The organism is Enterobacter hormaechei ATCC 49162 (genome assembly GCF_001875655.1).
Taxonomy (GTDB): Bacteria; Pseudomonadota; Gammaproteobacteria; order Enterobacterales; family Enterobacteriaceae; genus Enterobacter; species Enterobacter hormaechei.
The window spans coordinates 2,926,063-2,952,209 of the sequence record NZ_MKEQ01000001.1 but is presented as its reverse complement, the minus strand read 5'-3'; the positions used below and the strand labels follow the sequence as shown (position 1 = coordinate 2,952,209).

General features: G+C 54.6%; 25 protein-coding genes. 19 read left to right on the top strand and 6 right to left on the bottom strand.

From position 1 onward, the window contains the following. Positions 1–180: 180 nt before the first annotated feature. The 18 genes from mnmG to phoU all read left to right on the top strand — a co-directional run bounded on the left by mnmG (position 181) and on the right by phoU (position 18,746). Entirely contained in the window at positions 181–2,070 is a 1,890-nt protein-coding gene (gene mnmG, locus BH712_RS14710; protein WP_006808748.1) for a tRNA uridine-5-carboxymethylaminomethyl(34) synthesis enzyme MnmG, read from the top strand. A gap of 107 nt (positions 2,071–2,177) precedes the next feature. Next, positions 2,178–2,801 (top strand): 16S rRNA (guanine(527)-N(7))-methyltransferase RsmG, encoded by a 624-nt coding sequence (gene rsmG / locus BH712_RS14705; protein ID WP_006808749.1) that lies wholly within the window; start codon positions 2,178–2,180, stop codon positions 2,799–2,801. Between the two features lie 616 nt (positions 2,802–3,417). Then, a complete protein-coding gene (atpI, locus tag BH712_RS14700; protein WP_003862375.1) occupies positions 3,418–3,798 on the top strand; it encodes a F0F1 ATP synthase subunit I in 381 nt (126 codons plus the stop codon). An 8-nt stretch (positions 3,799–3,806) separates the two neighbouring features. Further along, positions 3,807–4,622, top strand: a complete 816-nt coding sequence (gene atpB / locus BH712_RS14695; protein ID WP_003862373.1) for a F0F1 ATP synthase subunit A — start codon at positions 3,807–3,809, stop codon at positions 4,620–4,622. A 49-nt stretch (positions 4,623–4,671) separates the two neighbouring features. Then, positions 4,672–4,911, top strand: a complete 240-nt coding sequence (gene atpE, locus BH712_RS14690) for a F0F1 ATP synthase subunit C (protein WP_000429386.1) — start codon at positions 4,672–4,674, stop codon at positions 4,909–4,911. A 48-nt stretch (positions 4,912–4,959) separates the two neighbouring features. Next, positions 4,960–5,430: a F0F1 ATP synthase subunit B gene (gene atpF / locus BH712_RS14685; protein WP_003862370.1), complete on the top strand. Its 471-nt coding sequence runs from the start codon at positions 4,960–4,962 to the stop codon at positions 5,428–5,430. Between the two features lie 14 nt (positions 5,431–5,444). Then, positions 5,445–5,978, top strand: a complete 534-nt coding sequence (gene atpH / locus BH712_RS14680; RefSeq protein ID WP_003862369.1) for a F0F1 ATP synthase subunit delta — start codon at positions 5,445–5,447, stop codon at positions 5,976–5,978. Between the two features lie 12 nt (positions 5,979–5,990). Further along, entirely contained in the window at positions 5,991–7,532 is a 1,542-nt protein-coding gene (atpA, locus tag BH712_RS14675) for a F0F1 ATP synthase subunit alpha (protein WP_006808751.1), read from the top strand. 51 nt (positions 7,533–7,583) lie between these two features. Continuing rightward, a complete protein-coding gene (gene atpG, locus BH712_RS14670; protein ID WP_032673476.1) occupies positions 7,584–8,447 on the top strand; it encodes a F0F1 ATP synthase subunit gamma in 864 nt (287 codons plus the stop codon). 31 nt (positions 8,448–8,478) lie between these two features. After that, positions 8,479–9,861: a F0F1 ATP synthase subunit beta gene (atpD, locus tag BH712_RS14665; RefSeq protein WP_003862362.1), complete on the top strand. Its 1,383-nt coding sequence runs from the start codon at positions 8,479–8,481 to the stop codon at positions 9,859–9,861. A gap of 20 nt (positions 9,862–9,881) precedes the next feature. Further along, positions 9,882–10,301: a F0F1 ATP synthase subunit epsilon gene (locus tag BH712_RS14660; protein ID WP_006177560.1), complete on the top strand. Its 420-nt coding sequence runs from the start codon at positions 9,882–9,884 to the stop codon at positions 10,299–10,301. 138 nt (positions 10,302–10,439) lie between these two features. After that, a complete protein-coding gene (gene glmU / locus BH712_RS14655; RefSeq protein WP_006808753.1) occupies positions 10,440–11,810 on the top strand; it encodes a bifunctional UDP-N-acetylglucosamine diphosphorylase/glucosamine-1-phosphate N-acetyltransferase GlmU in 1,371 nt (456 codons plus the stop codon). Positions 11,811–12,048: 238 nt separating this feature from the next. Continuing rightward, positions 12,049–13,878: a glutamine--fructose-6-phosphate transaminase (isomerizing) gene (glmS, locus tag BH712_RS14650; RefSeq protein ID WP_006808754.1), complete on the top strand. Its 1,830-nt coding sequence runs from the start codon at positions 12,049–12,051 to the stop codon at positions 13,876–13,878. 276 nt (positions 13,879–14,154) lie between these two features. After that, a complete protein-coding gene (gene pstS, locus BH712_RS14645) occupies positions 14,155–15,195 on the top strand; it encodes a phosphate ABC transporter substrate-binding protein PstS (RefSeq protein WP_022649876.1) in 1,041 nt (346 codons plus the stop codon). A 128-nt stretch (positions 15,196–15,323) separates the two neighbouring features. Further along, entirely contained in the window at positions 15,324–16,283 is a 960-nt protein-coding gene (pstC, locus tag BH712_RS14640; RefSeq protein WP_006808756.1) for a phosphate ABC transporter permease PstC, read from the top strand. Beyond that, a complete protein-coding gene (pstA, locus tag BH712_RS14635) occupies positions 16,283–17,173 on the top strand; it encodes a phosphate ABC transporter permease PstA (protein ID WP_003861156.1) in 891 nt (296 codons plus the stop codon). Before pstC ends, pstA begins: the two co-directional genes overlap by 1 nt. A 47-nt stretch (positions 17,174–17,220) precedes the next feature. Beyond that, positions 17,221–17,994, top strand: a complete 774-nt coding sequence (pstB, locus tag BH712_RS14630; RefSeq protein ID WP_003861154.1) for a phosphate ABC transporter ATP-binding protein PstB — start codon at positions 17,221–17,223, stop codon at positions 17,992–17,994. A 26-nt stretch (positions 17,995–18,020) separates the two neighbouring features. Beyond that, positions 18,021–18,746, top strand: coding sequence for a phosphate signaling complex protein PhoU (phoU, locus tag BH712_RS14625; RefSeq protein ID WP_003861153.1), 726 nt, complete (start codon positions 18,021–18,023; stop codon positions 18,744–18,746). Between the two features lie 44 nt (positions 18,747–18,790). Here phoU and yieH read toward each other — a convergent pair whose 3' ends face one another. Continuing rightward, entirely contained in the window at positions 18,791–19,456 is a 666-nt protein-coding gene (gene yieH / locus BH712_RS14620; RefSeq protein ID WP_006808757.1) for a 6-phosphogluconate phosphatase, read from the bottom strand. A 165-nt stretch (positions 19,457–19,621) separates the two neighbouring features. Here yieH and adeP point away from each other — a divergent pair, with 165 nt between their 5' ends. Further along, a complete protein-coding gene (gene adeP / locus BH712_RS14615) occupies positions 19,622–20,959 on the top strand; it encodes an adenine permease AdeP (RefSeq protein ID WP_139237276.1) in 1,338 nt (445 codons plus the stop codon). Positions 20,960–21,050: 91 nt separating this feature from the next. Here the strand turns inward: adeP and BH712_RS14610 are convergent, their stop codons facing one another. From BH712_RS14610 to mnmE, 5 genes are all read right to left on the bottom strand, one after another. After that, positions 21,051–21,617: an NADPH-dependent FMN reductase gene (locus BH712_RS14610; RefSeq protein WP_003861147.1), complete on the bottom strand. Its 567-nt coding sequence runs from the start codon at positions 21,615–21,617 to the stop codon at positions 21,051–21,053. 36 nt (positions 21,618–21,653) lie between these two features. Then, complete coding sequence (locus BH712_RS14605) at positions 21,654–22,400, bottom strand: 4'-phosphopantetheinyl transferase family protein (RefSeq protein WP_006808759.1); 747 nt, start codon at positions 22,398–22,400, stop codon at positions 21,654–21,656. Between the two features lie 122 nt (positions 22,401–22,522). Continuing rightward, entirely contained in the window at positions 22,523–23,494 is a 972-nt protein-coding gene (gene yidZ / locus BH712_RS14600; RefSeq protein ID WP_006808760.1) for an HTH-type transcriptional regulator YidZ, read from the bottom strand. Further along, positions 23,463–24,638: an MFS transporter gene (locus BH712_RS14595; protein ID WP_032673477.1), complete on the bottom strand. Its 1,176-nt coding sequence runs from the start codon at positions 24,636–24,638 to the stop codon at positions 23,463–23,465. The genes yidZ and BH712_RS14595 overlap by 32 nt, the downstream gene beginning before the upstream one ends. 111 nt (positions 24,639–24,749) lie before the next feature. Continuing rightward, complete coding sequence (gene mnmE / locus BH712_RS14590) at positions 24,750–26,114, bottom strand: tRNA uridine-5-carboxymethylaminomethyl(34) synthesis GTPase MnmE (protein ID WP_006808762.1); 1,365 nt, start codon at positions 26,112–26,114, stop codon at positions 24,750–24,752. Positions 26,115–26,147 lie beyond the last annotated feature (33 nt).

Below are 26,147 nucleotides of genomic sequence, written 5' to 3'. Positions count from 1 at the left end.
ACTTATCCACAAAGGTCTGCGATCCTAATAAGAGATCACAATAGAACAGATCTCTAAATAAAAAGATCTTCTTTTTAATAGCCCAGGATCCCAATGCTTTCTCGAAAGACTAAAGTTGAGTAGAATCCACGGCCCGGGCTTCAATCCATTTTCATACCGCTTTACGCGAGGCAGACCACCATGTTTTATCAGGATCCTTTTGACGTCATCATCATTGGCGGGGGTCACGCAGGCACTGAGGCCGCAATGGCCGCAGCGCGAATGGGTCAGCAGACCCTGCTTTTGACACACAATATCGACACGCTGGGACAAATGTCCTGTAATCCGGCGATTGGCGGCATTGGGAAAGGACACCTGGTAAAAGAAGTGGATGCACTTGGCGGCCTGATGGCGAAAGCGATCGATCATGCCGGTATTCAGTTTAGGATACTAAACGCGAGTAAAGGCCCGGCTGTTCGCGCCACCCGTGCACAGGCAGACCGCGTGCTGTACCGCCAGGCTGTACGCACTGCGCTGGAGAACCAGCCGAACCTGATGATCTTCCAGCAGGCAGTTGAAGATCTTATCGTGGAGAACGATCGTGTTGTCGGCGCCGTGACCCAGATGGGTCTGAAGTTCCGTGCAAAAGCGGTGGTGCTGACCGTCGGGACATTCCTGGACGGTAAGATCCATATTGGTCTGGACAACTACAGCGGTGGCCGTGCTGGCGATCCGCCGTCGATTCCGCTGTCCCGCCGTCTGCGTGAGTTGCCGCTGCGCGTAAGCCGCCTGAAAACCGGTACTCCACCGCGTATTGATGCGCGCACCATTGATTTCAGCGTACTGGCACAGCAGCATGGCGATAACCCGATGCCGGTGTTCTCGTTCATGGGCAATGCGGCGCAACATCCGCAGCAGGTGCCGTGCTACATCACGCATACCAATGAAAAAACCCATGACGTGATCCGCAATAACCTCGATCGCAGCCCAATGTATGCTGGCGTGATCGAAGGGATCGGCCCGCGCTACTGCCCGTCGATCGAAGACAAAGTCATGCGCTTTGCCGATCGTAACCAGCACCAGATCTTCCTCGAACCGGAAGGGCTGACCTCTAACGAAATTTACCCGAACGGCATCTCCACCAGCCTGCCGTTCGACGTGCAGATGCAGATTGTGCGTTCAATGCAGGGGATGGAAAACGCGAAGATCGTTCGTCCTGGCTACGCTATTGAGTACGATTTCTTCGATCCGCGTGACCTGAAGCCGACGCTGGAAAGTAAATTCATCCAGGGTCTGTTCTTCGCAGGCCAGATTAACGGCACCACCGGGTACGAAGAAGCCGCAGCGCAGGGTCTGCTTGCCGGTCTGAATGCCGCTCGCTTCTCTGCCGAGAAAGAGGGCTGGGCACCGGCGCGTTCTCAGGCTTACCTGGGCGTTCTGGTCGACGATCTCTGCACGCTGGGGACCAAAGAACCGTACCGCATGTTTACTTCTCGTGCGGAATATCGACTGATGCTGCGCGAAGACAACGCTGATCTGCGTCTGACCGAAATCGGTCGCGAGCTGGGTCTGGTGGATGACGACCGTTGGGCGCGCTTCAACGAGAAGCTGGAGCGTATCGAACAGGAACGTCAGCGCCTGAAAACCACCTGGGTGAACCCGCAGGCGGATACTGCTGCTGAAGTGAACGCTCACTTAACAGCACCGCTTTCGCGCGAAGCCAGTGGCGAAGATCTGCTGCGCCGTCCTGAAGTCACCTACGAGAATCTGGTCAAACTGACCGCGTTCGCACCGGGCCTTGAAGACGCGGAAGCGGCTGAGCAGGTCGAAATTCAGGTGAAATACGAAGGTTATATTGCGCGTCAGCAGGATGAGATCGAAAAACAGCAGCGCAACGAAAATACGCTACTGCCGGAAATGCTGGACTATCGTCAGGTGACGGGCCTTTCCAACGAAGTGATCGCTAAGCTGAACGATCACAAACCTGTGTCGATTGGCCAGGCCTCACGTATCTCCGGCGTCACACCTGCCGCGATTTCGATTCTGCTGGTGTGGCTGAAAAAGCAGGGTATGCTGCGCCGCAGCGCGTAATACTCTGAAAATTGCCCGGTGGCGCTGCGCTTACCGGGCCTACTGAACCCCTAGGGCGGGTTAGCGAAGCGCCACCCGCCACTTAAGTTTCTCAACAGGTATTCACCGTGCTCAATAAACTCTCTCGTCTGCTGGATCAGGCAGGTATTTCGCTCACCGATCACCAGAAAAACCAGCTGGTGGCCTATGTCGATATGCTGAACAAATGGAATAAAGCGTACAACCTGACGTCTGTGCGCGACCCCAACGAGATGCTGGTACGCCATATTCTCGATAGCATCGTGGTCGCACCGTATCTGAACGGTGAACGGTTTATCGACGTGGGCACTGGCCCGGGCTTGCCGGGCGTTCCGTTGTCTATTGTACGACCAGAGAGTCATTTCACCCTGCTGGACAGCCTGGGCAAGCGTGTACGCTTTTTACGCCAGGTTCAGCATGAGCTGAAGCTGGAAAACATCACGCCCGTGCAGAGCAGGGTAGAGGAGTTCCCGGCAGAGCCACCGTTTGATGGCGTGATTAGCCGCGCGTTTGCCTCACTCAATGACATGGTGAGCTGGTGCAAACACCTGCCAGCAGAGAAGGGAAGGTTTTATGCGCTGAAAGGGCAACTTCCGGGAGACGAAATCGAGCAGCTTCCCGACGGTTTTGCTGTCGAATCCATTGAGAAACTCCAGATCCCTCAGCTCGAGGGTGAGCGACATCTGGTGATAATTAAGCCAAACTCTTTTTAAAAAACTAATAAAAAATGTGGAATTTGTGCTGTTCTGATCGTGTTAAAAAGCAGCACATCCACGCTGATTTGGCCGTTGTAAATTTAACCTTGTTGTTACCATGGATTTTCTTGCGGTTAACCTGAGGTGATTCATTCACCATGAAGATAATCAACAATGAAAATATCAGCCTGCTAAAAGTGGGCTGAAGCAACCAGAATGCAATGTTAAATATTTATTAAGAATGTCAATAAAAGGTTTTTGTTGTATACAGGGCTGTTTTAAAAATAGTTGCGATTTTTTGGCTTTAAATTCATGAAGATGAAATAAAACGTTTTACGTCTTTGATAAATACAACTTTATCGCAAATATGCATTTTGTGATCTCGTGCACGCTTTATCGCCAACGTTTTCGCGCTGTTTGCAGTTTCGCCTGAAGGTCAACGCTTTGGTCAAAAGTTGAAAAATAGCGCTGGGGAAAAATATTTAAACATTTATTCACCTTTTCGCTACTTAATGTTTGAAATCACGGGTACGCACCGTATAATTTGACCGCTTTTTGATGCTTGACTCTGAGCCTTAAAGGACGTTTTATACGACACGCGGCATACCTCGAAGGGAGCAGGAGTAAAAACGTGATGTCTGTGTCGCTCTTGAGTAGAAACGTTGCTCGTAAGCTTCTGTTCATTCAGTTTCTGGCTGTGATAGCAAGTGGACTGCTGTTTAGCCTCAAAGACCCCTTCTGGGGCATCTCCGCCGCGTGCGGAGGTTTGGCGGTGGTTCTGCCAAACGTGTTGTTTATGATTTTTGCCTGGCGTCATCAGGCGCATACACCCGCCAAAGGCCGCGTGGCCTGGTCCTTCGCTCTCGGCGAAGTGTGTAAGGTGTTGCTGACCTTTGCTCTACTGGTGATGGCGCTGGCGGTTTTGAAAGTGGTATTCATGCCGCTGATAGCAACGTGGGTTTTGGTGCTGGTGGTACAAGTTCTGGCTCCAGCTGTAATCAATAACAAAGGGTAAAAGGCATCATGGCTTCAGAAAATATGACGCCGCAGGATTACATAGGTCACCATCTGAATAACCTTCAGCTGGACCTGCGTACATTCTCGCTGGTGGATCCACATAACCCCCCGGCCACCTTCTGGACGATCAACATCGACTCCATGTTCTTCTCGGTGGTTTTGGGTCTTCTGTTCCTGGCCATGTTCCGCAGCGTTGCTAAAAAGGCGACCAGCGGTGTTCCAGGGAAATTCCAGACGTTCATCGAGATGATCATCGGCTTCGTCCATGGCAGCGTGAAAGACATGTACCATGGTAAGAGCAAGCTGATTGCGCCGCTGGCCCTGACCGTGTTCGTTTGGGTCTTCCTGATGAACCTGATGGACCTTCTGCCTATCGATTTCTTACCTTGGATCGGTGAGCACGTACTTGGCCTGCCTGCACTGCGCGTGGTTCCGTCTGCCGACGTGAACATCACCCTGTCGATGGCGCTGGGCGTATTTATCCTCATTCTGTTCTACAGCATCAAAATGAAAGGCGTAAGCGGCTTTGTGAAAGAGCTTACCTTGCAGCCGTTCAACCACTGGGCGTTTATTCCGGTCAACCTGATCCTGGAAGGCGTTAGCCTGCTGTCCAAACCTGTTTCACTGGGTCTGCGACTGTTCGGCAACATGTATGCGGGTGAGCTGATTTTCATTCTGATCGCGGGTCTTCTGCCGTGGTGGTCACAGTGGATTCTGAATGTGCCATGGGCCATTTTCCACATCCTGATCATTACGCTGCAAGCCTTTATCTTCATGGTTCTGACGATCGTCTATCTGTCGATGGCGTCTGAAGAGCACTGATTTTTTACCAACACTACTACGTTTTAATTGAAACAAACTGGAGACTGTCATGGAAAACCTGAATATGGATCTGCTGTACATGGCTGCCGCTGTGATGATGGGTCTGGCGGCTATCGGTGCTGCGATCGGTATCGGCATCCTCGGAGGTAAATTCCTGGAAGGCGCAGCGCGTCAACCTGATCTGATTCCTCTGCTGCGTACTCAGTTCTTTATCGTTATGGGTCTGGTGGATGCAATCCCAATGATCGCTGTAGGTCTGGGTCTGTACGTGATGTTTGCTGTCGCGTAGTAGTTGTTTTAAAACCCCAAGCCACAGAAATTTAAGAGGTATTGTGCTGTGAACATGAACGCAACAATCCTCGGCCAGGCCATCGCGTTTATTCTCTTTGTCTGGTTCTGCATGAAGTATGTATGGCCGCCTTTAATGGCTGCCATCGAAAAACGTCAGAAAGAAATTGCTGACGGTCTGGCTTCCGCAGAACGCGCTAAGAAAGATTTGGACCTTGCACAGGCCAACGCGACAGACCAGCTGAAAAAAGCGAAAGCTGAAGCTCAGGTAATCATTGAACAGGCTAACAAACGCCGTTCTCAGATCCTGGACGAAGCCAAAGCTGAAGCAGAACAGGAACGTACTAAGATCGTGACACAGGCTCAGGCTGAAATTGAAGCTGAGCGTAAACGTGCTCGTGAAGAACTGCGTAAGCAGGTTGCGATTCTGGCTGTTGCTGGCGCCGAGAAGATCATCGAACGTTCCGTGGATGAAGCTGCTAACAGCGACATCGTGGACAAACTTGTCGCTGAACTGTAAGGAGGGAGGGGCTGATGTCTGAATTTGTTACGGTAGCTCGCCCCTACGCCAAAGCAGCTTTTGACTTTGCTGTCGAACACCAAAATGTCGATCGCTGGCAGAACATGCTGGCGTTTGCCGCTGAAGTGACGAAAAACGAACAAATGGCTGAGTTGCTTTCCGGTGCGTTAGCGCCTGAAACCCTCGCCGCGTCGTTTATCGCCGTGTGCGGAGAGCAACTGGATGCCAACGGCCAGAACCTGATTAAGGTGATGGCAGAAAATGGTCGTCTCCGTGTGCTCCCGGATGTTCTCGAGCAGTTTGAGCACTTACGTGCCCTCAGTGAAGCCACTGCCGAAGTCGAAGTGACTTCCGCGACTGAACTGAGTGACGAACAGCTTGCGAAAATCACCGCCGCGATGGAAAAACGTCTGTCACGCAAAGTTAAGCTGAATTGCAAAATCGATAAGTCTGTAATGGCAGGCGTAATCATCCGCTCGGGTGATATGGTCATTGATGGCAGCGTACGCGGCCGTCTTGAGCGCCTTGCAGACGTCTTGCAGTCTTAAGGGGACTGGAGCATGCAACTGAATTCCACCGAAATCAGCGAACTGATCAAGCAGCGCATTGCTCAGTTCAGTGTTGTGAGTGAAGCTCACAACGAAGGTACTATTGTTTCTGTAAGTGACGGTGTTATCCGCATCCACGGCCTGGCCGATTGTATGCAGGGTGAGATGATTTCCCTGCCGGGTAACCGTTACGCTATCGCACTGAACCTGGAGCGCGACTCCGTGGGTGCCGTTGTGATGGGTCCATACGCTGACCTCGCCGAAGGCATGAAGGTTAAGTGTACGGGTCGTATTCTGGAAGTGCCGGTTGGCCGTGGCCTGCTGGGTCGCGTTGTTAACACCCTGGGTGCGCCAATCGACGGTAAAGGTCCGGTTGAGCACGATGGCTTCTCCCCAATCGAAGTTATCGCACCAGGCGTTATCGACCGTCAGTCCGTTGATCAGCCAGTGCAGACGGGTTATAAGTCCGTTGACGCCATGATCCCAATCGGTCGTGGTCAGCGTGAACTGATCATCGGTGACCGTCAGACCGGTAAAACCGCGATGGCAATCGACGCCATCATCAACCAGCGTGATTCCGGCATCAAATGTGTGTACGTGGCTATCGGCCAGAAAGCGTCCACCATTTCCAACGTGGTTCGTAAACTGGAAGAGCACGGCGCACTGTCTAACACCATCGTTGTGGTAGCAACCGCGTCTGAATCTGCTGCACTGCAATACCTGGCGCCATACGCCGGTTGCGCAATGGGCGAATACTTCCGTGACCGCGGTGAAGATGCGCTGATCGTATACGATGACCTGTCTAAACAGGCTGTTGCTTATCGTCAGGTTTCCCTGCTGCTCCGTCGTCCACCAGGACGTGAAGCATTCCCGGGCGACGTATTCTACCTCCACTCTCGTCTGCTGGAGCGTGCTTCCCGCGTTAACGCGGAATACGTCGAGAACTTCACCAAAGGTGAAGTGAAGGGTAAAACAGGTTCTCTGACCGCTCTGCCGATCATTGAAACCCAGGCGGGTGACGTTTCTGCGTTCGTTCCGACCAACGTAATCTCCATTACCGATGGTCAGATCTTCCTGGAAACCAACCTGTTTAACTCCGGTATTCGTCCGGCGGTTAACCCGGGTATCTCCGTATCCCGTGTGGGTGGTGCTGCTCAGACCAAGATCATCAAGAAACTGTCCGGTGGTATCCGTACCGCGCTGGCACAGTATCGTGAACTAGCTGCGTTCTCTCAGTTCGCATCCGATCTGGACGAAGCAACCCGTAAACAGCTGAGCCACGGTCAGAAAGTGACCGAGCTGCTGAAGCAGAAACAGTACGCGCCAATGTCTGTTGCTCAGCAGGGCCTGGTGCTGTTCGCGGCTGAACGCGGTTACCTCGAAGATGTGGAACTGGCGAAAATCGGTAGCTTCGAAGCCGCTCTGCTGGCTTACGTCGACCGTGATCACGCTCCGCTGATGCAAGAGATCAACCAGACCGGTGGCTATAACGACGAAATCGAAGGCAAGCTGAAAGCTATCCTCGATTCCTTCAAAGCAACCCAATCCTGGTAATCGTCCGGCGGCTTGTCTCAGGACAAGCCGTCTGGCATTGAGGAGAAGCTCATGGCCGGCGCAAAAGAGATACGTAGTAAGATCGCAAGCGTCCAGAACACGCAAAAGATCACTAAAGCGATGGAGATGGTCGCCGCTTCCAAAATGCGTAAATCGCAGGATCGCATGGCGGCCAGCCGTCCTTATGCAGAGACCATGCGCAAAGTGATTGGTCACCTTGCAAACGGTAATCTGGAATATAAGCACCCTTACCTGGAAGAACGCGACGTTAAGCGCGTGGGCTACCTGGTGGTGTCGACTGACCGTGGTCTGTGTGGCGGCTTGAACATTAACCTGTTCAAAAAACTGCTGGCGGATATGAAAGCATGGTCCGATAAAGGCGTTCAGTGCGATCTGGCACTGATTGGCTCTAAAGGCGTCTCTTTCTTTAACTCCGTTGGTGGCAACATTGTCGCTCAGGTGACCGGTATGGGTGATAACCCGTCCCTGTCCGAACTGATCGGCCCGGTTAAAGTGATGTTGCAGGCCTACGATGAAGGCCGTCTGGACAGACTGTACGTTGTCAGCAACAAATTTATTAACACCATGTCTCAGGTTCCAACGCTCACTCAGATGCTGCCGTTACCGGCATCAGAAGATGACGAGCTGAAGCAGAAAGCCTGGGATTACCTGTATGAACCCGATCCGAAACCGCTGCTGGATACCCTGCTGCGTCGTTACGTTGAATCTCAGGTTTATCAGGGCGTTGTAGAAAACCTGGCCAGCGAGCAGGCCGCACGAATGGTGGCGATGAAAGCCGCGACCGATAATGGCGGCAGCCTGATTAAAGAGCTGCAGTTGGTTTACAACAAAGCTCGTCAGGCCAGCATTACTCAGGAACTCACCGAGATCGTCTCGGGGGCCGCCGCGGTTTAACCAGGTTTACGAATTACGTAGAGGATTCAAGATGGCTACTGGAAAGATTGTCCAGGTAATCGGCGCCGTGGTGGACGTCGAGTTCCCTCAGGACGCCGTACCACGCGTGTACGACGCGCTTGAGGTACAGAATGGTAACGAGAGCCTGGTGCTGGAAGTTCAGCAGCAGCTCGGCGGCGGTATCGTGCGTACCATCGCCATGGGTTCTTCCGACGGTCTGCGTCGTGGTCTGGAAGTGAAAGACCTTGAGCACCCGATCGAAGTCCCGGTAGGTAAAGCAACGCTGGGTCGTATCATGAACGTATTGGGTCAGCCAATCGACATGAAAGGCGACATCGGTGAAGAAGAGCGTTGGGCTATCCACCGCGCGGCACCTTCCTACGAAGAGCTGTCCAGCTCTCAGGAACTGCTGGAAACCGGCATCAAAGTTATCGACCTGATGTGTCCGTTTGCGAAGGGCGGTAAAGTTGGTCTGTTCGGTGGTGCGGGTGTAGGTAAAACCGTAAACATGATGGAGCTGATCCGTAACATCGCGATCGAGCACTCCGGTTACTCCGTGTTTGCGGGCGTGGGTGAACGTACTCGTGAGGGTAACGACTTCTACCACGAAATGACCGACTCCAACGTTCTGGACAAAGTATCCCTGGTTTACGGCCAGATGAACGAGCCACCAGGAAACCGTCTGCGCGTTGCGCTGACTGGCCTGACGATGGCTGAGAAGTTCCGTGACGAAGGCCGTGACGTTCTGCTGTTCGTCGATAACATCTACCGTTACACCCTGGCCGGTACGGAAGTATCTGCACTGCTGGGTCGTATGCCTTCAGCGGTAGGTTATCAGCCAACGCTTGCGGAAGAGATGGGTGTTCTTCAGGAACGTATCACCTCGACCAAAACCGGTTCTATCACCTCCGTTCAGGCGGTATACGTACCTGCGGATGACTTGACTGACCCATCTCCAGCCACCACCTTTGCTCACTTAGATGCAACCGTGGTACTGAGCCGTCAGATCGCGTCTCTGGGTATCTACCCGGCCGTTGACCCGCTGGACTCCACCAGCCGTCAGCTGGATCCACTGGTTGTTGGCCAGGAACACTACGACACCGCGCGTGGCGTACAGTCCCTGCTGCAACGTTACCAGGAACTGAAAGACATCATCGCCATCCTGGGTATGGATGAACTGTCTGAAGAAGACAAACTGGTGGTAGCACGTGCGCGTAAGATCCAGCGCTTCCTGTCCCAGCCGTTCTTCGTTGCGGAAGTATTCACCGGTTCTCCGGGTAAATACGTTTCCCTGAAAGACACCATCCGTGGCTTTAAAGGCATCATGGAAGGTGAATACGATCACCTGCCAGAGCAGGCGTTCTACATGGTTGGTTCCATCGAAGAAGCCGTGGAAAAAGCCAAAAAACTTTAACGCCTTAATCGGAGGGTGATATGGCAATGACTTACCACCTGGACGTCGTCAGCGCAGAGCAACAAATGTTCTCTGGTCTGGTCGAGAAAATCCAGGTAACGGGTAGTGAAGGTGAACTGGGTATTTTCCCGGGTCACGCACCGCTGCTCACCGCCATTAAGCCTGGTATGATCCGCATCGTTAAACAGTTCGGTCATGAAGAGTTTATCTATCTGTCCGGCGGCATTCTTGAAGTGCAGCCTGGCAGTGTGACCGTTCTGGCCGATACCGCTATTCGTGGCCAGGATCTCGACGAAGCGCGAGCCCTGGAATCGAAGCGTAAGGCTGAAGAGCACATTAGCAGCTCTCATGGTGACGTGGATTACGCTCAGGCGTCTGCGGAGCTGGCCAAAGCGATCGCGAAACTGCGCGTTATCGAGTTGACCAAAAAAGCGATGTAACACCGGCTTGAAAAGCACAAAAGCCAGTCTGGATCCCAGGCTGGCTTTTTTTTTCGGCCTTAATTCATGATGAAAAAGATGTAGAATTTTAAGCATCAAACGTTTTTACTTCTCACACAAACTACCGTCAGGATGCGTATGTTAAACAGTGCGATGAGCGTGGTGATCCTTGCCGCAGGCAAAGGTACCCGCATGTATTCCGATCTGCCTAAAGTGCTTCACACGCTGGCAGGAAAGCCAATGGTGCAGCATGTTATTGATGCAGCTACTGCATTAGGCGCCAGCCAGGTGCATTTGGTATATGGACATGGCGGCGATCTGCTGAAAAAAACGCTGCGTGACGACAATCTCAACTGGGTGCTTCAGGCAGAACAGCTGGGTACGGGTCATGCAATGCAGCAGGCTGCCCCCTTCTTCTCTGATGATGAAGATATCCTGATGCTCTACGGCGACGTCCCGCTGATCTCCGTTGAAACCCTCACTCGCCTGCGTGAAGCCAAACCGCAGGGTGGTATTGGGTTGTTAACCGTCGTGCTGGACGATCCAACCGGCTATGGCCGTATTACCCGTGAAAACGGCAACGTGACGGGGATTGTTGAGCATAAAGATGCCACTGACGAACAGCGCCAGATTCAGGAGATCAACACCGGCATCCTGATTGCAAACGGTGCGGATATGAAGCGCTGGCTGTCTAAGCTTAATAACAATAACGCGCAGGGTGAGTATTACATCACTGATATTATCGCGATGGCGTACCAGGAAGGGCGTGAGATTGCCGCCGTTCACCCGGCGCGTATCAGCGAAACGGACGGGGTAAACAACCGTCTCCAGCTTTCCCGCCTTGAGCGCATTTATCAGTCCGAGCAGGCAGAAAAACTGTTGCTCGCGGGCGTCATGCTGCGCGATCCGGCGCGTTTCGATCTGCGCGGTACGCTGACCCACGGGCGTGACGTTGAAATTGATAATAACGTTATCCTGGAAGGTAACGTCACGCTGGGCAATCGCGTCAAAATCGGCACCGGCTGTGTGATTAAAAACAGCGTTATCGGTGACGACTGCGAAATCAGCCCGTATAGCGTGGTGGAAGATGCGCGTCTTGATGCGGCGTGTACTATCGGCCCGTTTGCGCGCCTGCGCCCTGGCGCTGAGCTGCTGGAAGGTGCTCACGTAGGTAACTTCGTCGAAATGAAAAAGGCGCGTCTGGGCAAAGGCTCCAAAGCGGGCCATTTGACCTATCTGGGCGATGCGGAAATTGGCGACAACGTAAACATTGGTGCAGGGACGATCACCTGTAACTATGACGGTGCCAACAAGTTTAAAACCATCATCGGCGATGACGTGTTTGTAGGCTCCGACACCCAGCTGGTGGCGCCAGTTACCGTAGGCAACGGCGTGACCATTGCCGCCGGGACAACCGTCACGCGCGATGTGGCCGAGAACGAGCTGGTGTTAAGCCGTGTGCCGCAGGTCAGCAAGCAGGGCTGGAAACGCCCGGTTAAGAAGAAGTAACAACAAGATACGCCCCTCACCCTGACCCTCTCCCCAAAGGGGAGAGGGTCAGGGTGCGGTGTTTTTCTCCCTCGCCCCTTTGGGGAGAGGGCCGGGGTGAGGGGATAACATAATCCTCCCCCCAAATGCAGTACCCATAAAAATAACCCCACTCTCTACAAGGCTCGGGGCGCCCGGAAAGGGCAAATACAGGTCAGCGACAACGCATGGCATAACGCCATAATCAGGAAATCTAACTATGTGTGGAATTGTTGGCGCAGTTGCGCAGCGTGATATTGCTGAAATCCTTCTCGAAGGTTTACGTCGTCTGGAATACCGTGGTTACGACTCTGCCGGTCTGGCTGTTGTCGATGCAGAAGGGCATATGACCCGTCTGCGCCGTCTCGGTAAAGTGCAGATGCTGGCCCAGGCCGCGGAAGAACATCCGCTGCACGGTGGTACCGGTATTGCGCACACCCGCTGGGCGACCCACGGCGAACCGTCTGAAGGTAACGCGCACCCGCATGTGTCTGAACACATTGTGGTGGTACATAACGGCATTATCGAAAACCACGAACCGCTGCGCGAAGAACTGAAAGCGCGCGGCTATACCTTCGTCTCTGAAACCGACACCGAAGTAATTGCTCACCTGGTGCACTGGGAGCTGGCACAGGGCGGTACACTGCGTGATGCGGTGCTGCGTGCGATCCCTCAGCTGCGCGGTGCTTACGGTACGGTGATCATGGATTCCCGCGATCCGTCCACCTTGCTGGCCGCGCGTTCCGGTAGCCCGATGGTGATTGGTCTGGGCATGGGTGAAAACTTTATCGCTTCCGACCAGCTGGCACTCCTGCCAGTAACCCGTCGCTTTATCTTCCTGGAAGAGGGAGACATTGCCGAGGTGACTCGTCGTAGCGTGACCGTCTTCGACACCAAAGGCGAGCAGGTTAAGCGTCAGGAGATCGAATCAAACCTGCAATACGACGCGGGCGACAAAGGCGCTTACCGTCACTACATGCAGAAAGAGATCTACGAGCAGCCAAACGCCATTAAAAACACGCTGACCGGGCGCATCAGCCACGGCGAAGTGGATCTGAGCGAGCTGGGTGCTAACGCCAACGAACTGCTGGGCAAAGTCGAGCATATTCAGATCGTGGCCTGCGGTACCTCGTACAACTCCGGCATGGTCTCGCGCTACTGGTTTGAATCCCTGGCAGGCGTGCCGTGTGATGTGGAAATCGCCTCTGAGTTCCGCTATCGCAAATCTGCGGTGCGTCGTAACAGCCTGATGATTACCCTGTCCCAGTCTGGCGAAACGGCAGATACCCTGGCAGCGCTGCGTCTGTCTAAAGAACTGGGTTACCTGGGCTCGCTGGCGATCTGTAACGTGCCAGGCTCTTCGCTGGTACGTGAATCCGATCTGGCGCTGATGACCAAAGCGGGCACCGAAATCGGCGTGGCCTCCACCAAGGCGTTCACCACACAGCTGACCGTTCTGCTGATGCTGGTGGCGAAACTGGCGCGTCTGAAAGGTCTGGATGCTTCCGTTGAACATGACATTGTGCATGGCCTTCAGGCACTGCCGAGCCGTATTGAGCAGATGCTGTCTCAGGACAAACGCATTGAGGCACTGGCGGAAGATTTCTCTGACAAACATCACTCCCTGTTCCTGGGGCGTGGCGATCAGTATCCGATTGCGCTGGAAGGCGCGCTGAAGCTGAAAGAGATCTCTTACATTCACGCGGAAGCCTACGCGGCGGGCGAGCTGAAACATGGCCCGCTGGCGCTGATCGACGCGGATATGCCGGTTATCGTGGTGGCACCGAACAACGAACTGCTGGAAAAGCTGAAATCTAACATCGAAGAAGTGCGCGCCCGTGGCGGTGTACTGTACGTCTTTGCGGATAAAGATGCCGGTTTCGCCAGCAGCGACAACATGCACATCATCGAGATGCCGCATGTGGAAGAGGTAATTGCACCGATCTTCTACACCGTTCCGCTGCAACTACTGGCTTATCACGTCGCGCTGATCAAAGGCACCGACGTTGACCAGCCGCGAAATCTGGCGAAGTCCGTTACCGTAGAATAATCCCTTCAGACTCCACCTTCGGGTGGAGTTTTTTTATGACAACCTGTCATTTTCAGCTATTTTTTTAGTGTCACATAAAGAAAATATTACTGAAATCCTGCCGTCATGTTTCTATCTAAGTTTCTGATAAATATAACTATTTTTGTTTTTCTTTAAGTGAAATTTTCATTGTCATAAAACTGTCATATTTCGTACATTTATCTGTCACCTGTTTGTCCTATTTTGCTCATCGTAGCCACTTAAACAATGATTTACGAAATCCTTGCAGGAGACATTATGAAAGTTATGCGTACCACTGTCGCAACTGTTGTCGCCGCGACCTTATCTCTGAGCGCTTTCTCTGCCTTTGCAGCAGCAAGCCTGACTGGCGCTGGTGCAACCTTCCCTGCGCCGGTGTATGCCAAATGGGCGGATACCTACCAGAAAGAAACCGGCAACAAGGTTAACTATCAGGGTATCGGCTCCTCCGGTGGCGTAAAACAAATTACCGCAAATACCGTTGATTTCGGCGCATCCGACGCTCCGCTGTCTGATGAGAAACTGAATCAGGAAGGCCTGTTCCAGTTCCCGACCGTGATCGGCGGCGTTGTGCTGGCTGTTAACATCCCTGGCCTGAAATCAGGCGAGCTGGTGCTGGACGGCAAAACCCTGGGTGACATCTACCTGGGTAAAATTAAAAAATGGGATGACGAAGCCATCACCAAACTGAACCCGGGCGTTAAGCTGCCTTCGCAGAACATCGCTGTGGTTCGTCGTGCTGACGGCTCTGGTACCTCCTTCGTCTTCACCAGCTACCTGGCGAAAGTGAACGAAGAGTGGAAATCGAAAGTCGGTTCCGGCTCTACCGTTAACTGGCCAACCGGTCTCGGCGGTAAAGGCAACGACGGTATCGCTGCCTTCGTACAGCGTCTGCCTGGCTCTATCGGCTACGTAGAGTACGCCTACGCTAAGCAGAACAACCTGGCTTACACCAAACTGGTTTCTGCCGACGGCAAACCGGTTAGCCCGACCGAAGAGAACTTCGCCAACGCCGCGAAAGGCGCTGACTGGAGCAAATCTTTCGCTCAGGACCTGACCAACCAGAAAGGCGACGATGCATGGCCGATCACGTCTACCACCTTCATTCTGGTCCACAAAGAGCAGAAGAAGCCTGAGCAGGGTGCTGAAGTGCTGAAGTTCTTCGACTGGGCATACAAAAATGGCGGCAAACAGGCTAACGACCTGGATTACGCCAGCCTGCCAGACAGCGTGGTTGAGCAGATCCGTGCTGCATGGAAAACCAACGTGAAAGACAGCAGCGGTAAAGCGCTGTACTAACAGGATATATTTAACGAAGATGGCGGGTGTCGCGCAGCGATCCCGCCCTACGGTTTACTCTGTAGGCCCGGTAAGCGTCAGCGCCACCGGGCATATTCGTAAAAACGTCTCAAACAGAAGAGTAATTTATGGCTGCAACCAAGCCTGCATTTAACCCTCCGGGTAAAAAAGGTGACATGATTTTCAGCGTGCTGGTGAAACTGGCTGCGCTGATTGTGCTATTGCTGCTGGGCGGCATTATCGTGTCCCTGATTTTCTCCTCCTGGCCGAGCATTCAAAAATTTGGTTTCGCCTTCCTGTGGACCAAAGAGTGGGATGCGCCGAACGATATTTACGGTGCGCTGGTGCCGATTTACGGCACGCTGGTGACCTCGTTTATCGCCCTGCTGATTGCGGTTCCGGTGAGCTTCGGTATTGCCCTGTTTCTGACGGAACTGGCACCAGGCTGGCTGCGACGCCCGCTGGGTATCGCCATTGAACTGCTGGCCGCCATCCCAAGTATCGTTTACGGCATGTGGGGCCTGTTTATCTTTGCGCCGCTGTTTGCGACGTACTTCCAGGAGCCGGTCGGTAACGTGCTTTCTGCCATTCCGTTTGTGGGGGCGCTGTTCTCTGGCCCGGCATTCGGTATCGGCATTCTGGCGGCAGGTGTGATCCTCGCCATCATGATTATTCCGTACATTGCGGCGGTCATGCGCGATGTCTTCGAACAAACCCCGGTGATGATGAAAGAGTCGGCCTATGGCATCGGCTGCACCACCTGGGAAGTTATCTGGCGTATCGTCCTTCCGTTCACCAAAAATGGGGTGATTGGCGGCATTATGCTGGGCTTAGGCCGCGCGCTGGGTGAAACCATGGCAGTGACCTTTATCATCGGCAACACCTACCAGCTCGACAGTGCCTCGCTCTATATGCCTGGGAACAGTATTACCTCTGCGCTGGCGAACGAATTTGCCGAAGCGGAATCCGGGCTGCACGTCGCAGCGCTGATGGAACTGGGCCTGATCCTGTTCGTTATCACCTTTATTGTGCTGGCTATCTCCAAGCTGATGATTATGCGTCTGGCTAAAAACGAGGGGGCACGCTAATGGCGACTCTCGACATGCAAAACACCGCTCAGCTTGCGGAATCCCGTCGCAAAATGCAGTCAAAGCGCCGGATTAAAAACCGCATTGCGCTGACGCTATCCATGGCGACGATGGCATTCGGCCTGTTCTGGCTGATCTGGATCCTGATGTCCACCATCACCCGTGGTATTGATGGAATGTCCCTGGCGCTGTTCACCGAAATGACGCCGCCGCCGAACACGGCGGGTGGGGGGCTGGCAAACGCCCTGGCGGGCAGTGGCCTGCTGATCCTGTGGGCGACGGTCTTTGGCACGCCGCTGGGCATCATGGCGGGTATCTATCTGGCGGAGTATGGGCGTAAATCCTGGATCGCTGAAGTCATCCGCTTTATCAACGACATTCTGCTTTCTGCCCCGTCGATTGTCGTGGGTCTGTTTGTTTACACCATTGTGGTGGCGCAAATGGAACACTTCTCCGGCTGGGCGGGTGTGATTGCGCTGGCGCTGTTGCAGGTGCCTATCGTTATTCGCACCACTGAAAACATGCTGAAACTGGTACCGGACAGCCTGCGTGAAGCGGCTTACGCGCTGGGTACGCCAAAATGGAAGATGATTTCGGCGATCACCCTGAAAGCGTCCGTCTCGGGGATTATGACCGGTATCCTGCTGGCTATCGCTCGTATCGCCGGTGAAACCGCACCGCTGCTGTTTACCGCCCTCTCCAATCAGTTCTGGAGCACGGACATGATGCAGCCGATCGCCAACCTGCCGGTGACGATCTTTAAATTTGCGATGAGCCCATTCGCGGAATGGCAGCAGCTGGCCTGGGCCGGGGTGCTGATCATCACCCTTTGCGTACTGTTGCTGAACATTCTGGCGCGCGTCATTTTCGCGAAGAAGAAACACGGTTAATTTTTTACGGCGCGGCACATCGCGGCGCCGAATGAGGAAATGAGTCAATGAGTATGGTTGATACTGCCCCGGGTAAGATTCAGGTTCGTGATTTGAACTTCTACTACGGCAAATTCCATGCCCTGAAGAATATCAACCTGGATATCGCGAAGAACCAGGTGACGGCATTCATCGGTCCGTCCGGCTGTGGCAAATCCACGCTGCTGCGCACCTTTAACAAAATGTATTCGCTCTATCCGGAGCAGCGTGCAGAAGGTGAAATTCTGCTGGACGGTGACAACATCCTGACCAATACCCAGGATATCGCCCTGCTGCGTGCGAAAGTGGGGATGGTATTCCAGAAACCCACGCCGTTCCCGATGTCGATCTATGACAACATCGCCTTTGGCGTGCGTCTGTTTGAGAAGCTCTCCCGTGCGGATATGGATGAGCGCGTGCAGTGGGCATTGACCAAGGCCGCATTATGGAACGAAACCAAGGATAAGTTGCACCAGAGCGGGTACTCTCTCTCCGGTGGTCAGCAGCAGCGTCTGTGCATTGCGCGCGGTATCGCCATTCGCCCGGAAGTCTTGCTGCTGGATGAGCCGTGCTCAGCCCTCGACCCGATCTCAACCGGGCGTATCGAAGAGCTGATCACCGAGCTGAAGCAGGATTACACCGTGGTGATCGTGACCCACAACATGCAGCAGGCTGCACGTTGTTCTGACCACACGGCGTTTATGTACCTGGGCGAGTTGATTGAGTTCAGCGATACCGACGCGCTGTTCACCCGTCCTGCGAAGAAACAAACGGAAGATTACATTACTGGCCGCTACGGTTGATTTGCCTTAGTGCATGTGGAGAAACCATGGACAACCTCAATCTTAATAAACACATTTCCGGCCAGTTTAACGCAGAGCTGGAAAGCATTCGCACCCAGGTGATGACCATGGGCGGCATGGTCGAGCAGCAGCTTTCTGATGCGATCACGGCGATGCACAACCAGGACAGCGAGCTGGCGAAGCGCGTTATCGAAGGCGACCACAACGTCAATATGATGGAAGTCGCCATCGACGAAGCCTGCGTGCGCATCATTGCGAAGCGTCAGCCGACGGCGAGCGACCTGCGTCTGGTGATGGCGATCATCAAAACCATCGCCGAACTGGAGCGTATCGGTGACGTGGCGGATAAAATCTGCCGCACCGCGCTGGAGAAATTCTCCCAGCAGCACCAGCCGCTGCTGGTGAGCCTGGAGTCTCTTGGCCGCCACACCGTGCAGATGCTGCACGACGTGCTGGATGCTTTCGCGCGCATGGATCTGGACGAAGCGGTCCGCATCTACCGTGAAGACAAGAAAGTTGACCAGGAATACGAAGGCATTGTGCGTCAGCTGATGACCTACATGATGGAAGATTCCCGTACGATCCCAAGCGTGCTGACCGCGCTGTTCTGCGCGCGCTCCATCGAGCGTATCGGCGACCGCTGCCAGAACATTTGCGAATACATTTTCTACTTCGTGAAAGGTCAGGACTTCCGTCACGTGGGCGGCGACGAGCTGGACAAGCTGCTGGCGGGCAAAGATCCGAAAGAGTGATGTTAGTGGCGGGTGGCGCTAGCGCTTACCCGCCCTACGTTAATTTAACGCGTAATATCCCAACCCCGCGCCTTCCACAACGCTGGCAACTGCGCCAGATCGGTAAAGGTCGTCACTTTTGGATGATCGATCGGCTTGTTGTGCGGATCGGCGCAGAAGTAAAACACTTCCATCCCTGCATCAATCCCTGACTGCGCGCCCGCAGACGAGTCATCCACCAGAATGCAGTTCTCCACGTTGACGTTCATCGCCTTCGCCGCATGGAACATCAGCGCCGGATCGGGCTTCCAGCGCTGGATATCGTAGCCGCTGAACAGTTTTTCCGGGAAGTGATGCAACATGTCCAGTTTGCCGAGCGAGTGCTGCATTTTGCTGACCGGGCCGTTAGAAACCACGCAGATCGGCACCGTCATCGCATCCAGCAGCGCGTTAGCGCCAGCGATAACCTCCAGCTCGGCGTCGAAGAGGCGTGCGACCTCGGCGCGGTACACCGGTTCCAGATCCGCTTTCGCCAGATCCACCCCGTGTTCTTCGTTAATGATGTCGATGATCTCGTACAGCTTCACGCCCTTAAAGCGTTTGAACACCTCTTCGAGATCGAGCGTAATGCCAAATTCCCTGAACATGGCGACATACGCGCGGGAACAAATGACCTCACTGTCGACCAGCGTACCGTCACAGTCGAAAAATACCGCTTCAATTCCGGACATGTCCTTCCCTTTTAACAAGTTTAACGTTTACGTACGACAGATTTACGAGACGCAATCGTTGCCGTATAAGCAAAATCAATGAAAAAAGTATCCCGTAACCGCCACTATTGTCGCATTTTGGTATAGGATAGCGACGAATTTTCCCTCCTTGTTCGGAAATTGATGATGAGTCAACAACACACTACCCAGACGTCTGGTCAGGGGCTGCTTGAGCGCGTTTTTAAACTGCGTGAGCACGGCACAACGGCACGCACCGAAGTGATCGCCGGTTTTACTACCTTCCTGACGATGGTCTATATCGTTTTTGTGAACCCGCAAATTCTGGGCGTGGCTGGCATGGACACCAGCGCCGTCTTTGTTACCACCTGTCTGATCGCCGCCCTTGGCAGCATCCTGATGGGCGTTTTCGCTAACCTGCCCGTGGCGCTGGCCCCGGCGATGGGTCTGAACGCGTTCTTTGCGTTCGTGGTGGTTCAGGCGATGGGCCTGCCGTGGCAGGTTGGGATGGGCGCTATTTTCTGGGGTGCGGTTGGCCTGCTGCTGCTGACCCTCTTCCGCGTGCGCTACTGGATGATTGCAAACTTTCCGGTGAGCCTGCGCGTGGGCATCACCAGCGGCATCGGTCTGTTCATCGGCATGATGGGGCTGAAAAACGCCGGTGTGATCGTGGCGAACCCGGAAACGCTGGTGAGCATTGGTAACCTGACCTCCCACAGCGTGCTGCTGGGCGTGCTGGGCTTCTTTATCATCGCGATCCTGGCCTCACGCAACATCCATGCTGCGGTGCTGGTCTCTATCATCGTAACCACGCTGCTGGGCTGGATGCTGGGCGATGTGCATTACAGCGGTATCGTCTCTGCGCCACCGAGCGTCTCTACCGTGATTGGTCACGTTGATCTGGCTGGCTCGCTGAACCTGGGTCTGGCGGGGGTGATTTTCTCCTTCATGCTGGTCAACCTGTTTGACTCCTCCGGTACGCTGATTGGCGTGACCGATAAAGCGGGTCTGGCGGATGAAAAAGGCAAATTCCCGCGCATGAAGCAGGCGCTGTATGTGGATAGTATCTCGTCCGTTGCTGGCTCTTTCATCGGCACCTCGTCTGTTACCGCTTACATTGAATCTTCTTCCGGCGTCTCCGTGGGGGGCCGTACCGGCCTGACGGCGGTCGTCGTGGGTCTGCTGTTCCTGCTGGTGATCTTCCTCTCTCCACTCGCCGGAATGGTGCCACCGTACGCGGCAGCCGGCGCGCTGATCTACGTCGGCGTACTGATGACCTCAAGCCTGGCGCGCGTGAAGTGGGAAGATCTGACGGAAGCCGTTCCGACGTTTATTACCGCGGTGATGATGCCGTTCAGCTTCTCGATCACCGAAGGTATCGCGCTGGGCTTTATCTCTTACTGCATTATGAAGATCGGCACTGGCCGCTTCCGCGAACTCAGCCCGTGCGTGATTATTGTGGCGCTGCTGTTTGTGCTGAAGATTGTGTTTATTGACGCGCACTAAGGTGCGGTTTGTGGTGTCAGGTGGCGCTTCGCTTACCTGACCTACTGACGAGTGTAGGCCCGGTAAGCGCTAGCGCTACCGGGCTTTTTTATCAGGCTTTAACCCGCTTAATATAATCCCCAAACGCGGTCAGTTGGCCAGAGAGATGGTCACGCGTACTCTGATCCACCACTTCACCCGTCTGCGGGTCGACCTTGTTCTGAATCACGCCACCCATAAATTCCGGCTTGTTCATCACCATCGCATCCAGGAACACCAGGATCTGGCGCAGGTGATACTGGCAGCGCGCGCCGCCGATGGCGCCCATGGAGCTGGTCTGGATCAGCACCGGTTTGCCGGACAGGGGCTGCTCCGGCAAACGGGATAACCAGTCAATGGCGTTCTTCAGACCACCCGGTACCGAGTAGTTATATTCAGGCGTGACAATCACCACGCCGTCAGCCTGACGGATCTGCTCGGCTATTGCTTCCACACTCTGCGGGAACCCTTCTTCCTGCTGAACGTCAGCATCATAAAGCGGGATGTCGCCAATGGACGGCAGGGCGCTGATTTCCATTCCCGCAGGCGCCAGCTGCGGCAGCGTACGGGCAACCATCCCGTTAAAAGAACCTTTGCGCAGGCTTCCCAGTAACGTAACAACTTTCAACGTATCAGACATGATTACTCCTGTTTCATCATGATGACCCTGGACGGATCAGCTATGGGTGTATGCTTTTTCTGCCGGTAAACTGGTTAATCGCATCAGGCGCGCGGCGGGCTCGTTGGCGCGCTCAGGGACATCCGGAAGACTACGCCAACCGCGAGTACTGTCAAATTCCCAGATTTTCAGCCGTTCGATGGCAGGGCTCACCGCAACAGACCAGATCAGTACATCCTCAGCATCGCTGAGTGCCTCTACCAGCGAGGCTTTTGTGGCGCGCAGGCGACCCGATCCGGGAAGCAGCTGCAACAGGCTGGCGTCGTCTGACGCCGCGCCGCTCATTTTGCGGATACTCTGGCGAAGGGTGATGAGCTGCGCTCTGGCTTCAATGGGGTCGTTCTGGTTACGTATCCACAGCTTTTCATTGCTGGAGAGCGGATATTCATCGAGCGCGTTAGCGCCATGGAAGCTACGCGTGACGCGTTGTAGCTCCATATCCAGCCCGCAATCACCTTCAGTGGTCAGCGCGACGCCAACGATGTTGCCGGTATACGCAATGGAAAAATGGGGAAGTGCCGGGTCCGCAAAAACCGGGCGACCTTCTGGCTGGGTGAGTATGTCCGGTAATTCGCTGGTGCCGTACAGCATAAAAAGCAGTTCTGCGAGGAGCGCTCTGGAGGCTAAAAACCGCGTCCTGCGGTGTTCAGGTAGTTTGAGCGCCTCACTGTGGCAGGCTGAAGAAATTCTGGCCGATACGAGATGCCCTTCCGTTAATGTTCCTCGTGCAAAGTGCGTAGCCATTTTTCGCTCCTTGATAATGGTCGTAGTCGGTTAAACGGTTACATGATTATCGCTTAACTCAGCTTTTGTTTTAATCAGTAAATGGAAATAAGAGAAGCCTGAGGACCGAACTTTACATTATCTTAGGCAAAAACCTGACCTGGCGCGGTATACAGCGCTTTGATCGTCTCGCGTAGCCAGAGGATTTTCGGATTATGGCTGTTCCGTTTATGCCAGATCAGCGTGAAGGGCACGGTAAGCTTTTCTGCCTGCGCCTCATCAATGGGAATGGGAAGGCAAACCAGATTACGCTGGTGGAGTTGATTATAGTGATGGCAGTAGTGCGGTGCAGTGGCAATGTAGTTGTGGTCCGGCTGGGCCGCCATAAACATCGACTGTTCGAATCCGGGCAAACTCATGGCGATGTTACGCTCCCGGCCCATCTCTCTTAGCACCTCGTCGAGTGCCCAGGTATCGCTGCGTTCCCAGAAGATGCTGATATGCGGGTAGCGCAGAAACGTCTCCAGATCCCACACTTCCTGGAGCGCGGGATGGTCCTCGCGCAAATACACACACGGACGGTCACTGAACAGGATTTCGTAGTCGATAAACCACGGCATCAGCTTTAGCAGTTCGCGCGAGCGAGGATGCGTTTCACGCCCCGTAAAGCCCAGATCCACTTCGCCACGCGTAATGGCGTCCAGCGAATCGTAATCCCATTGGCGCAGCTTCACCGTCGCCTGTGGGTAGCGCTCATTCACCTGCTCCAGCAGGGTGTTAAAGCGGATCAGCATCAGCGGTGTTTCGGCGGCGAGCACAAACTTAAGCCCGCCAGGAGAGCTATGGTGGAATTTATCGAGGATCTGGTTGCCTATCTGCATCCAGTCGGCCAAATCCTGTTCCAGACTCACCGTCAGCGGCGTGGGTAGCAGCCCTAAAGGCGTTTTCACAAACAGCGGATCGTCGAACCAGTCGCGCAGCTTCGCCAGCGATTTACTCACCGCGGACGGCGTCACGTTCATCCGCTTCGCGGCTTTGGTGACGCTGCGCTCCTGCAACAACAGTTGCAGGCAAAGTAAAAGATTAAGATCGAGACTGCTGATGGGCTTCTTCATAGTGCGCCGCGGGCTGGATGACCATAAGTAAGGTAATGCAGAGTATGCTACAGCCAATCAGAACCCCGATCAGCATATTCAGCGCGTTAAGACCGATCACCGCCGCCAGCCAAATCCACAGCGACGAACCGCAGACCTGCGCAATGCCCAGCACCGAGCTTGCCACGCCTGCCCGCAGCGAGAACGGGCCAAGCGCCTGACTCATCGCCACACCAAAGCCAACGGAGAACCCGGCGCAAATCAGGGTAATGCCCACCAGCATCACCGCGTGTGAGGTGGCGGTCGCCAGGATCACGCCTGCGGCGAGAAACAGCCCCTGTGAGGTAAGCATCAGCGTGCGCTGGCGGAAGAGATTGAGGGCAAAGGGCGTCGAGAATGAAACCGCCATGCTGACCATCGCGGTTAGCGCCATCACCGTCGAATACTCACCGCGATCGAAGCCCATCGTCTCCATCAGTAACACCGGGGAAACGTTTACATAGGTAAGGATCACCGCCACGCTCAGCGTGGTGATTGCCAGTCGACTCAAAAAAAAGCGATTCACCAGCTTTTCAGCCGGATGGAGGGTTGCGGCGTGGTGTGACTGTTGCGAACCGGGATGGGTCTCTTTCAGCACCGTCACGGACAGAATAAAGACAATGGCGCCCATTGCGGCCATGGTCCAGAAAAGGCTCTGCCACGGAAATTTAAGCATGATCAGGTAGCCTACAACCGGTGCCAGCACCGGAATGATGCAGGTAATGCCGTTCAGCATCGACAGCACTTTGGCGCGGCGCTGAGCGCTCAAGGTATCGCGCAGAATGGCAAACGCCACCACGTAACAGCCGCCCGCGCCAATGCCCTGAATAAAACGTCCTGACAGGAACATTGTGCTTTCCTGAGCCACTGAACAGAGTACCGATGCCAGCGCAAAGATAACCGCACCTGTAATGGCGACGGGCTGACGGCCTGCTTTATCCGCGATTTTCCCGGCAAACACCATCGACGACGCCATCCCCGCGAGGTAGGCCGAAAACGCGATGTGCAGCTGCGCCTCGCTGGCACCCAGATCGCGGGCAATATGCGGTAATCCCACCAGATACATATCAATACCGGACGGATACAGCAGAACCAGCGCAAAACTACAAAACAGAAAACGAGCCATAAATCCCCCATAAATGCAGGCATGCAGGATAGGGGGCATGGAATGATTAAGCGAGTTGCCATTTGGACAATGGTGATTTCCCTGGGGGAAATCACCCTATACGCGCGGGAATTACTTACCGATACAGAAGCTCGAGAAAATCCGTCCCAGCAGATCGTCAGACGTAAACTCTCCGGTGATCTCGCTCAGGTTCTGCTGCGCCAGACGCAGCTCTTCCGCCAGCAGTTCACCCGCCCACGCGCCAATCAGCTGGGCTTTGCCCTGCTCAAGATGGCGAGCCGCCTCTTCCAGGGCCTGCAAGTGACGACGACGCGCCAGGAAGCCGCCCTCCATGCTGGTGTCGAAGCCCATGCTCTGTTTGAGATGGTTACGCAGGTCTTCCACGCCTTCCCCGGTACGGGCCGACAGCCGAATAAGTGAGTGACCATTCACATCGCTGATGCCCAGCGTTTCCCCGGTTACGTCTGCTTTGTTACGCACCACGGTGATCGGCAGTTTGGCTGGCAGACGGGCGATAAAGTCCGGCCAAATCTCCGCCGGGTCAACGGCGTCGGTCGTGGTGCCATCTACCATAAACAGCACGCGGTCGGCCTGCTCGATCTCCTGCCAGGCGCGTTCGATACCGATACGCTCGACTTCATCGCTCGCATCGCGAAGGCCAGCGGTGTCGATGATGTGCAGCGGCATCCCGTCGATGTGGATATGCTCGCGCAGGACGTCGCGGGTGGTACCGGCAATGTCGGTCACGATCGCCGCTTCACGGCCCGCCAGGGCGTTCAGCAGGCTCGATTTTCCGGCATTAGGACGACCAGCAATCACCACTTTCATCCCTTCACGCAGCAGGCTGCCCTGGCGCGCTTCGGCGCGAACGGCGTCGAGATCGTTCATCACCTGGTTGAGCTGAGCTTCGATTTTGCCGTCGGAGAGGAAGTCGATCTCCTCGTCCGGGAAGTCGATAGCTGCTTCAACATAGATTCGCAGGTGAGTAAGTGCTTCCACAAGGTGGTTCACGCGTGCGGAAAACGCCCCCTGCAACGAGTTCAGCGCGGAGCGGGCTGCCTGTTCGGAACTGGCGTCGATCAGGTCAGCAATCGCCTCGGCCTGCGCCAGGTCGAGTTTATCGTTCAGGAAGGCACGTTCGGAGAACTCGCCCGGCTTCGCAATGCGCAGGCCAGGCAGGGTCAGAATACGTTTTAACAGCAGGTCGAGGATCACCGGGCCGCCGTGACCCTGCAACTCCAGCACGTCTTCGCCGGTAAAGGAGTTTGGGCCGGGGAACCACAGCGCGATGCCCTGGTCCAGCGGGGTGCCGTCGGCATCCTTAAACGGCAGATAATCAGCGTAGCGCGGCTTTGGCAGTTTACCCAGCACCGCTTCGGCCACCTCACGCGCCTTCAGGCCGGAGATGCGCAGAATGCCTACACCACCGCGTCCCGGTGGGGTTGCCTGGGCGACGATAGTGTCGTTATGGCTCATGGTTGTTCTCGTTCAATACAAATAAAAAAGGCG

Bases quoted from the DNA above. Each gene is read 5' to 3' on its own strand.
- atpE (WP_000429386.1), top strand. From the start codon at position 4,672: ATGGAAAACCTGAATATGGATCTGCTGTACATGGCTGCCGCTGTGATG.
- pstA (WP_003861156.1), top strand. From the start codon at position 16,283: ATGGCGACTCTCGACATGCAAAACACCGCTCAGCTTGCGGAATCCCGT.
- phoU (WP_003861153.1), top strand. From the start codon at position 18,021: ATGGACAACCTCAATCTTAATAAACACATTTCCGGCCAGTTTAACGCA.
- BH712_RS14610 (WP_003861147.1), bottom strand. From the start codon at position 21,617: ATGTCTGATACGTTGAAAGTTGTTACGTTACTGGGAAGCCTGCGCAAA.
- yidZ (WP_006808760.1), bottom strand. From the start codon at position 23,494: ATGAAGAAGCCCATCAGCAGTCTCGATCTTAATCTTTTACTTTGCCTG.
- adeP (WP_139237276.1), top strand. From the start codon at position 19,622: ATGAGTCAACAACACACTACCCAGACGTCTGGTCAGGGGCTGCTTGAG.
- pstC (WP_006808756.1), top strand. From the start codon at position 15,324: ATGGCTGCAACCAAGCCTGCATTTAACCCTCCGGGTAAAAAAGGTGAC.
- atpA (WP_006808751.1), top strand. From the start codon at position 5,991: ATGCAACTGAATTCCACCGAAATCAGCGAACTGATCAAGCAGCGCATT.
- pstS (WP_022649876.1), top strand. From the start codon at position 14,155: ATGAAAGTTATGCGTACCACTGTCGCAACTGTTGTCGCCGCGACCTTA.
- atpH (WP_003862369.1), top strand. From the start codon at position 5,445: ATGTCTGAATTTGTTACGGTAGCTCGCCCCTACGCCAAAGCAGCTTTT.
- BH712_RS14595 (WP_032673477.1), bottom strand. From the start codon at position 24,638: ATGGCTCGTTTTCTGTTTTGTAGTTTTGCGCTGGTTCTGCTGTATCCG.
- glmS (WP_006808754.1), top strand. From the start codon at position 12,049: ATGTGTGGAATTGTTGGCGCAGTTGCGCAGCGTGATATTGCTGAAATC.
- pstB (WP_003861154.1), top strand. From the start codon at position 17,221: ATGAGTATGGTTGATACTGCCCCGGGTAAGATTCAGGTTCGTGATTTG.
- atpD (WP_003862362.1), top strand. From the start codon at position 8,479: ATGGCTACTGGAAAGATTGTCCAGGTAATCGGCGCCGTGGTGGACGTC.
- BH712_RS14605 (WP_006808759.1), bottom strand. From the start codon at position 22,400: ATGGCTACGCACTTTGCACGAGGAACATTAACGGAAGGGCATCTCGTA.
- mnmE (WP_006808762.1), bottom strand. From the start codon at position 26,114: ATGAGCCATAACGACACTATCGTCGCCCAGGCAACCCCACCGGGACGC.
- yieH (WP_006808757.1), bottom strand. From the start codon at position 19,456: ATGTCCGGAATTGAAGCGGTATTTTTCGACTGTGACGGTACGCTGGTC.
- atpG (WP_032673476.1), top strand. From the start codon at position 7,584: ATGGCCGGCGCAAAAGAGATACGTAGTAAGATCGCAAGCGTCCAGAAC.
- BH712_RS14660 (WP_006177560.1), top strand. From the start codon at position 9,882: ATGGCAATGACTTACCACCTGGACGTCGTCAGCGCAGAGCAACAAATG.
- atpB (WP_003862373.1), top strand. From the start codon at position 3,807: ATGGCTTCAGAAAATATGACGCCGCAGGATTACATAGGTCACCATCTG.
- atpI (WP_003862375.1), top strand. From the start codon at position 3,418: ATGTCTGTGTCGCTCTTGAGTAGAAACGTTGCTCGTAAGCTTCTGTTC.
- glmU (WP_006808753.1), top strand. From the start codon at position 10,440: ATGTTAAACAGTGCGATGAGCGTGGTGATCCTTGCCGCAGGCAAAGGT.
- mnmG (WP_006808748.1), top strand. From the start codon at position 181: ATGTTTTATCAGGATCCTTTTGACGTCATCATCATTGGCGGGGGTCAC.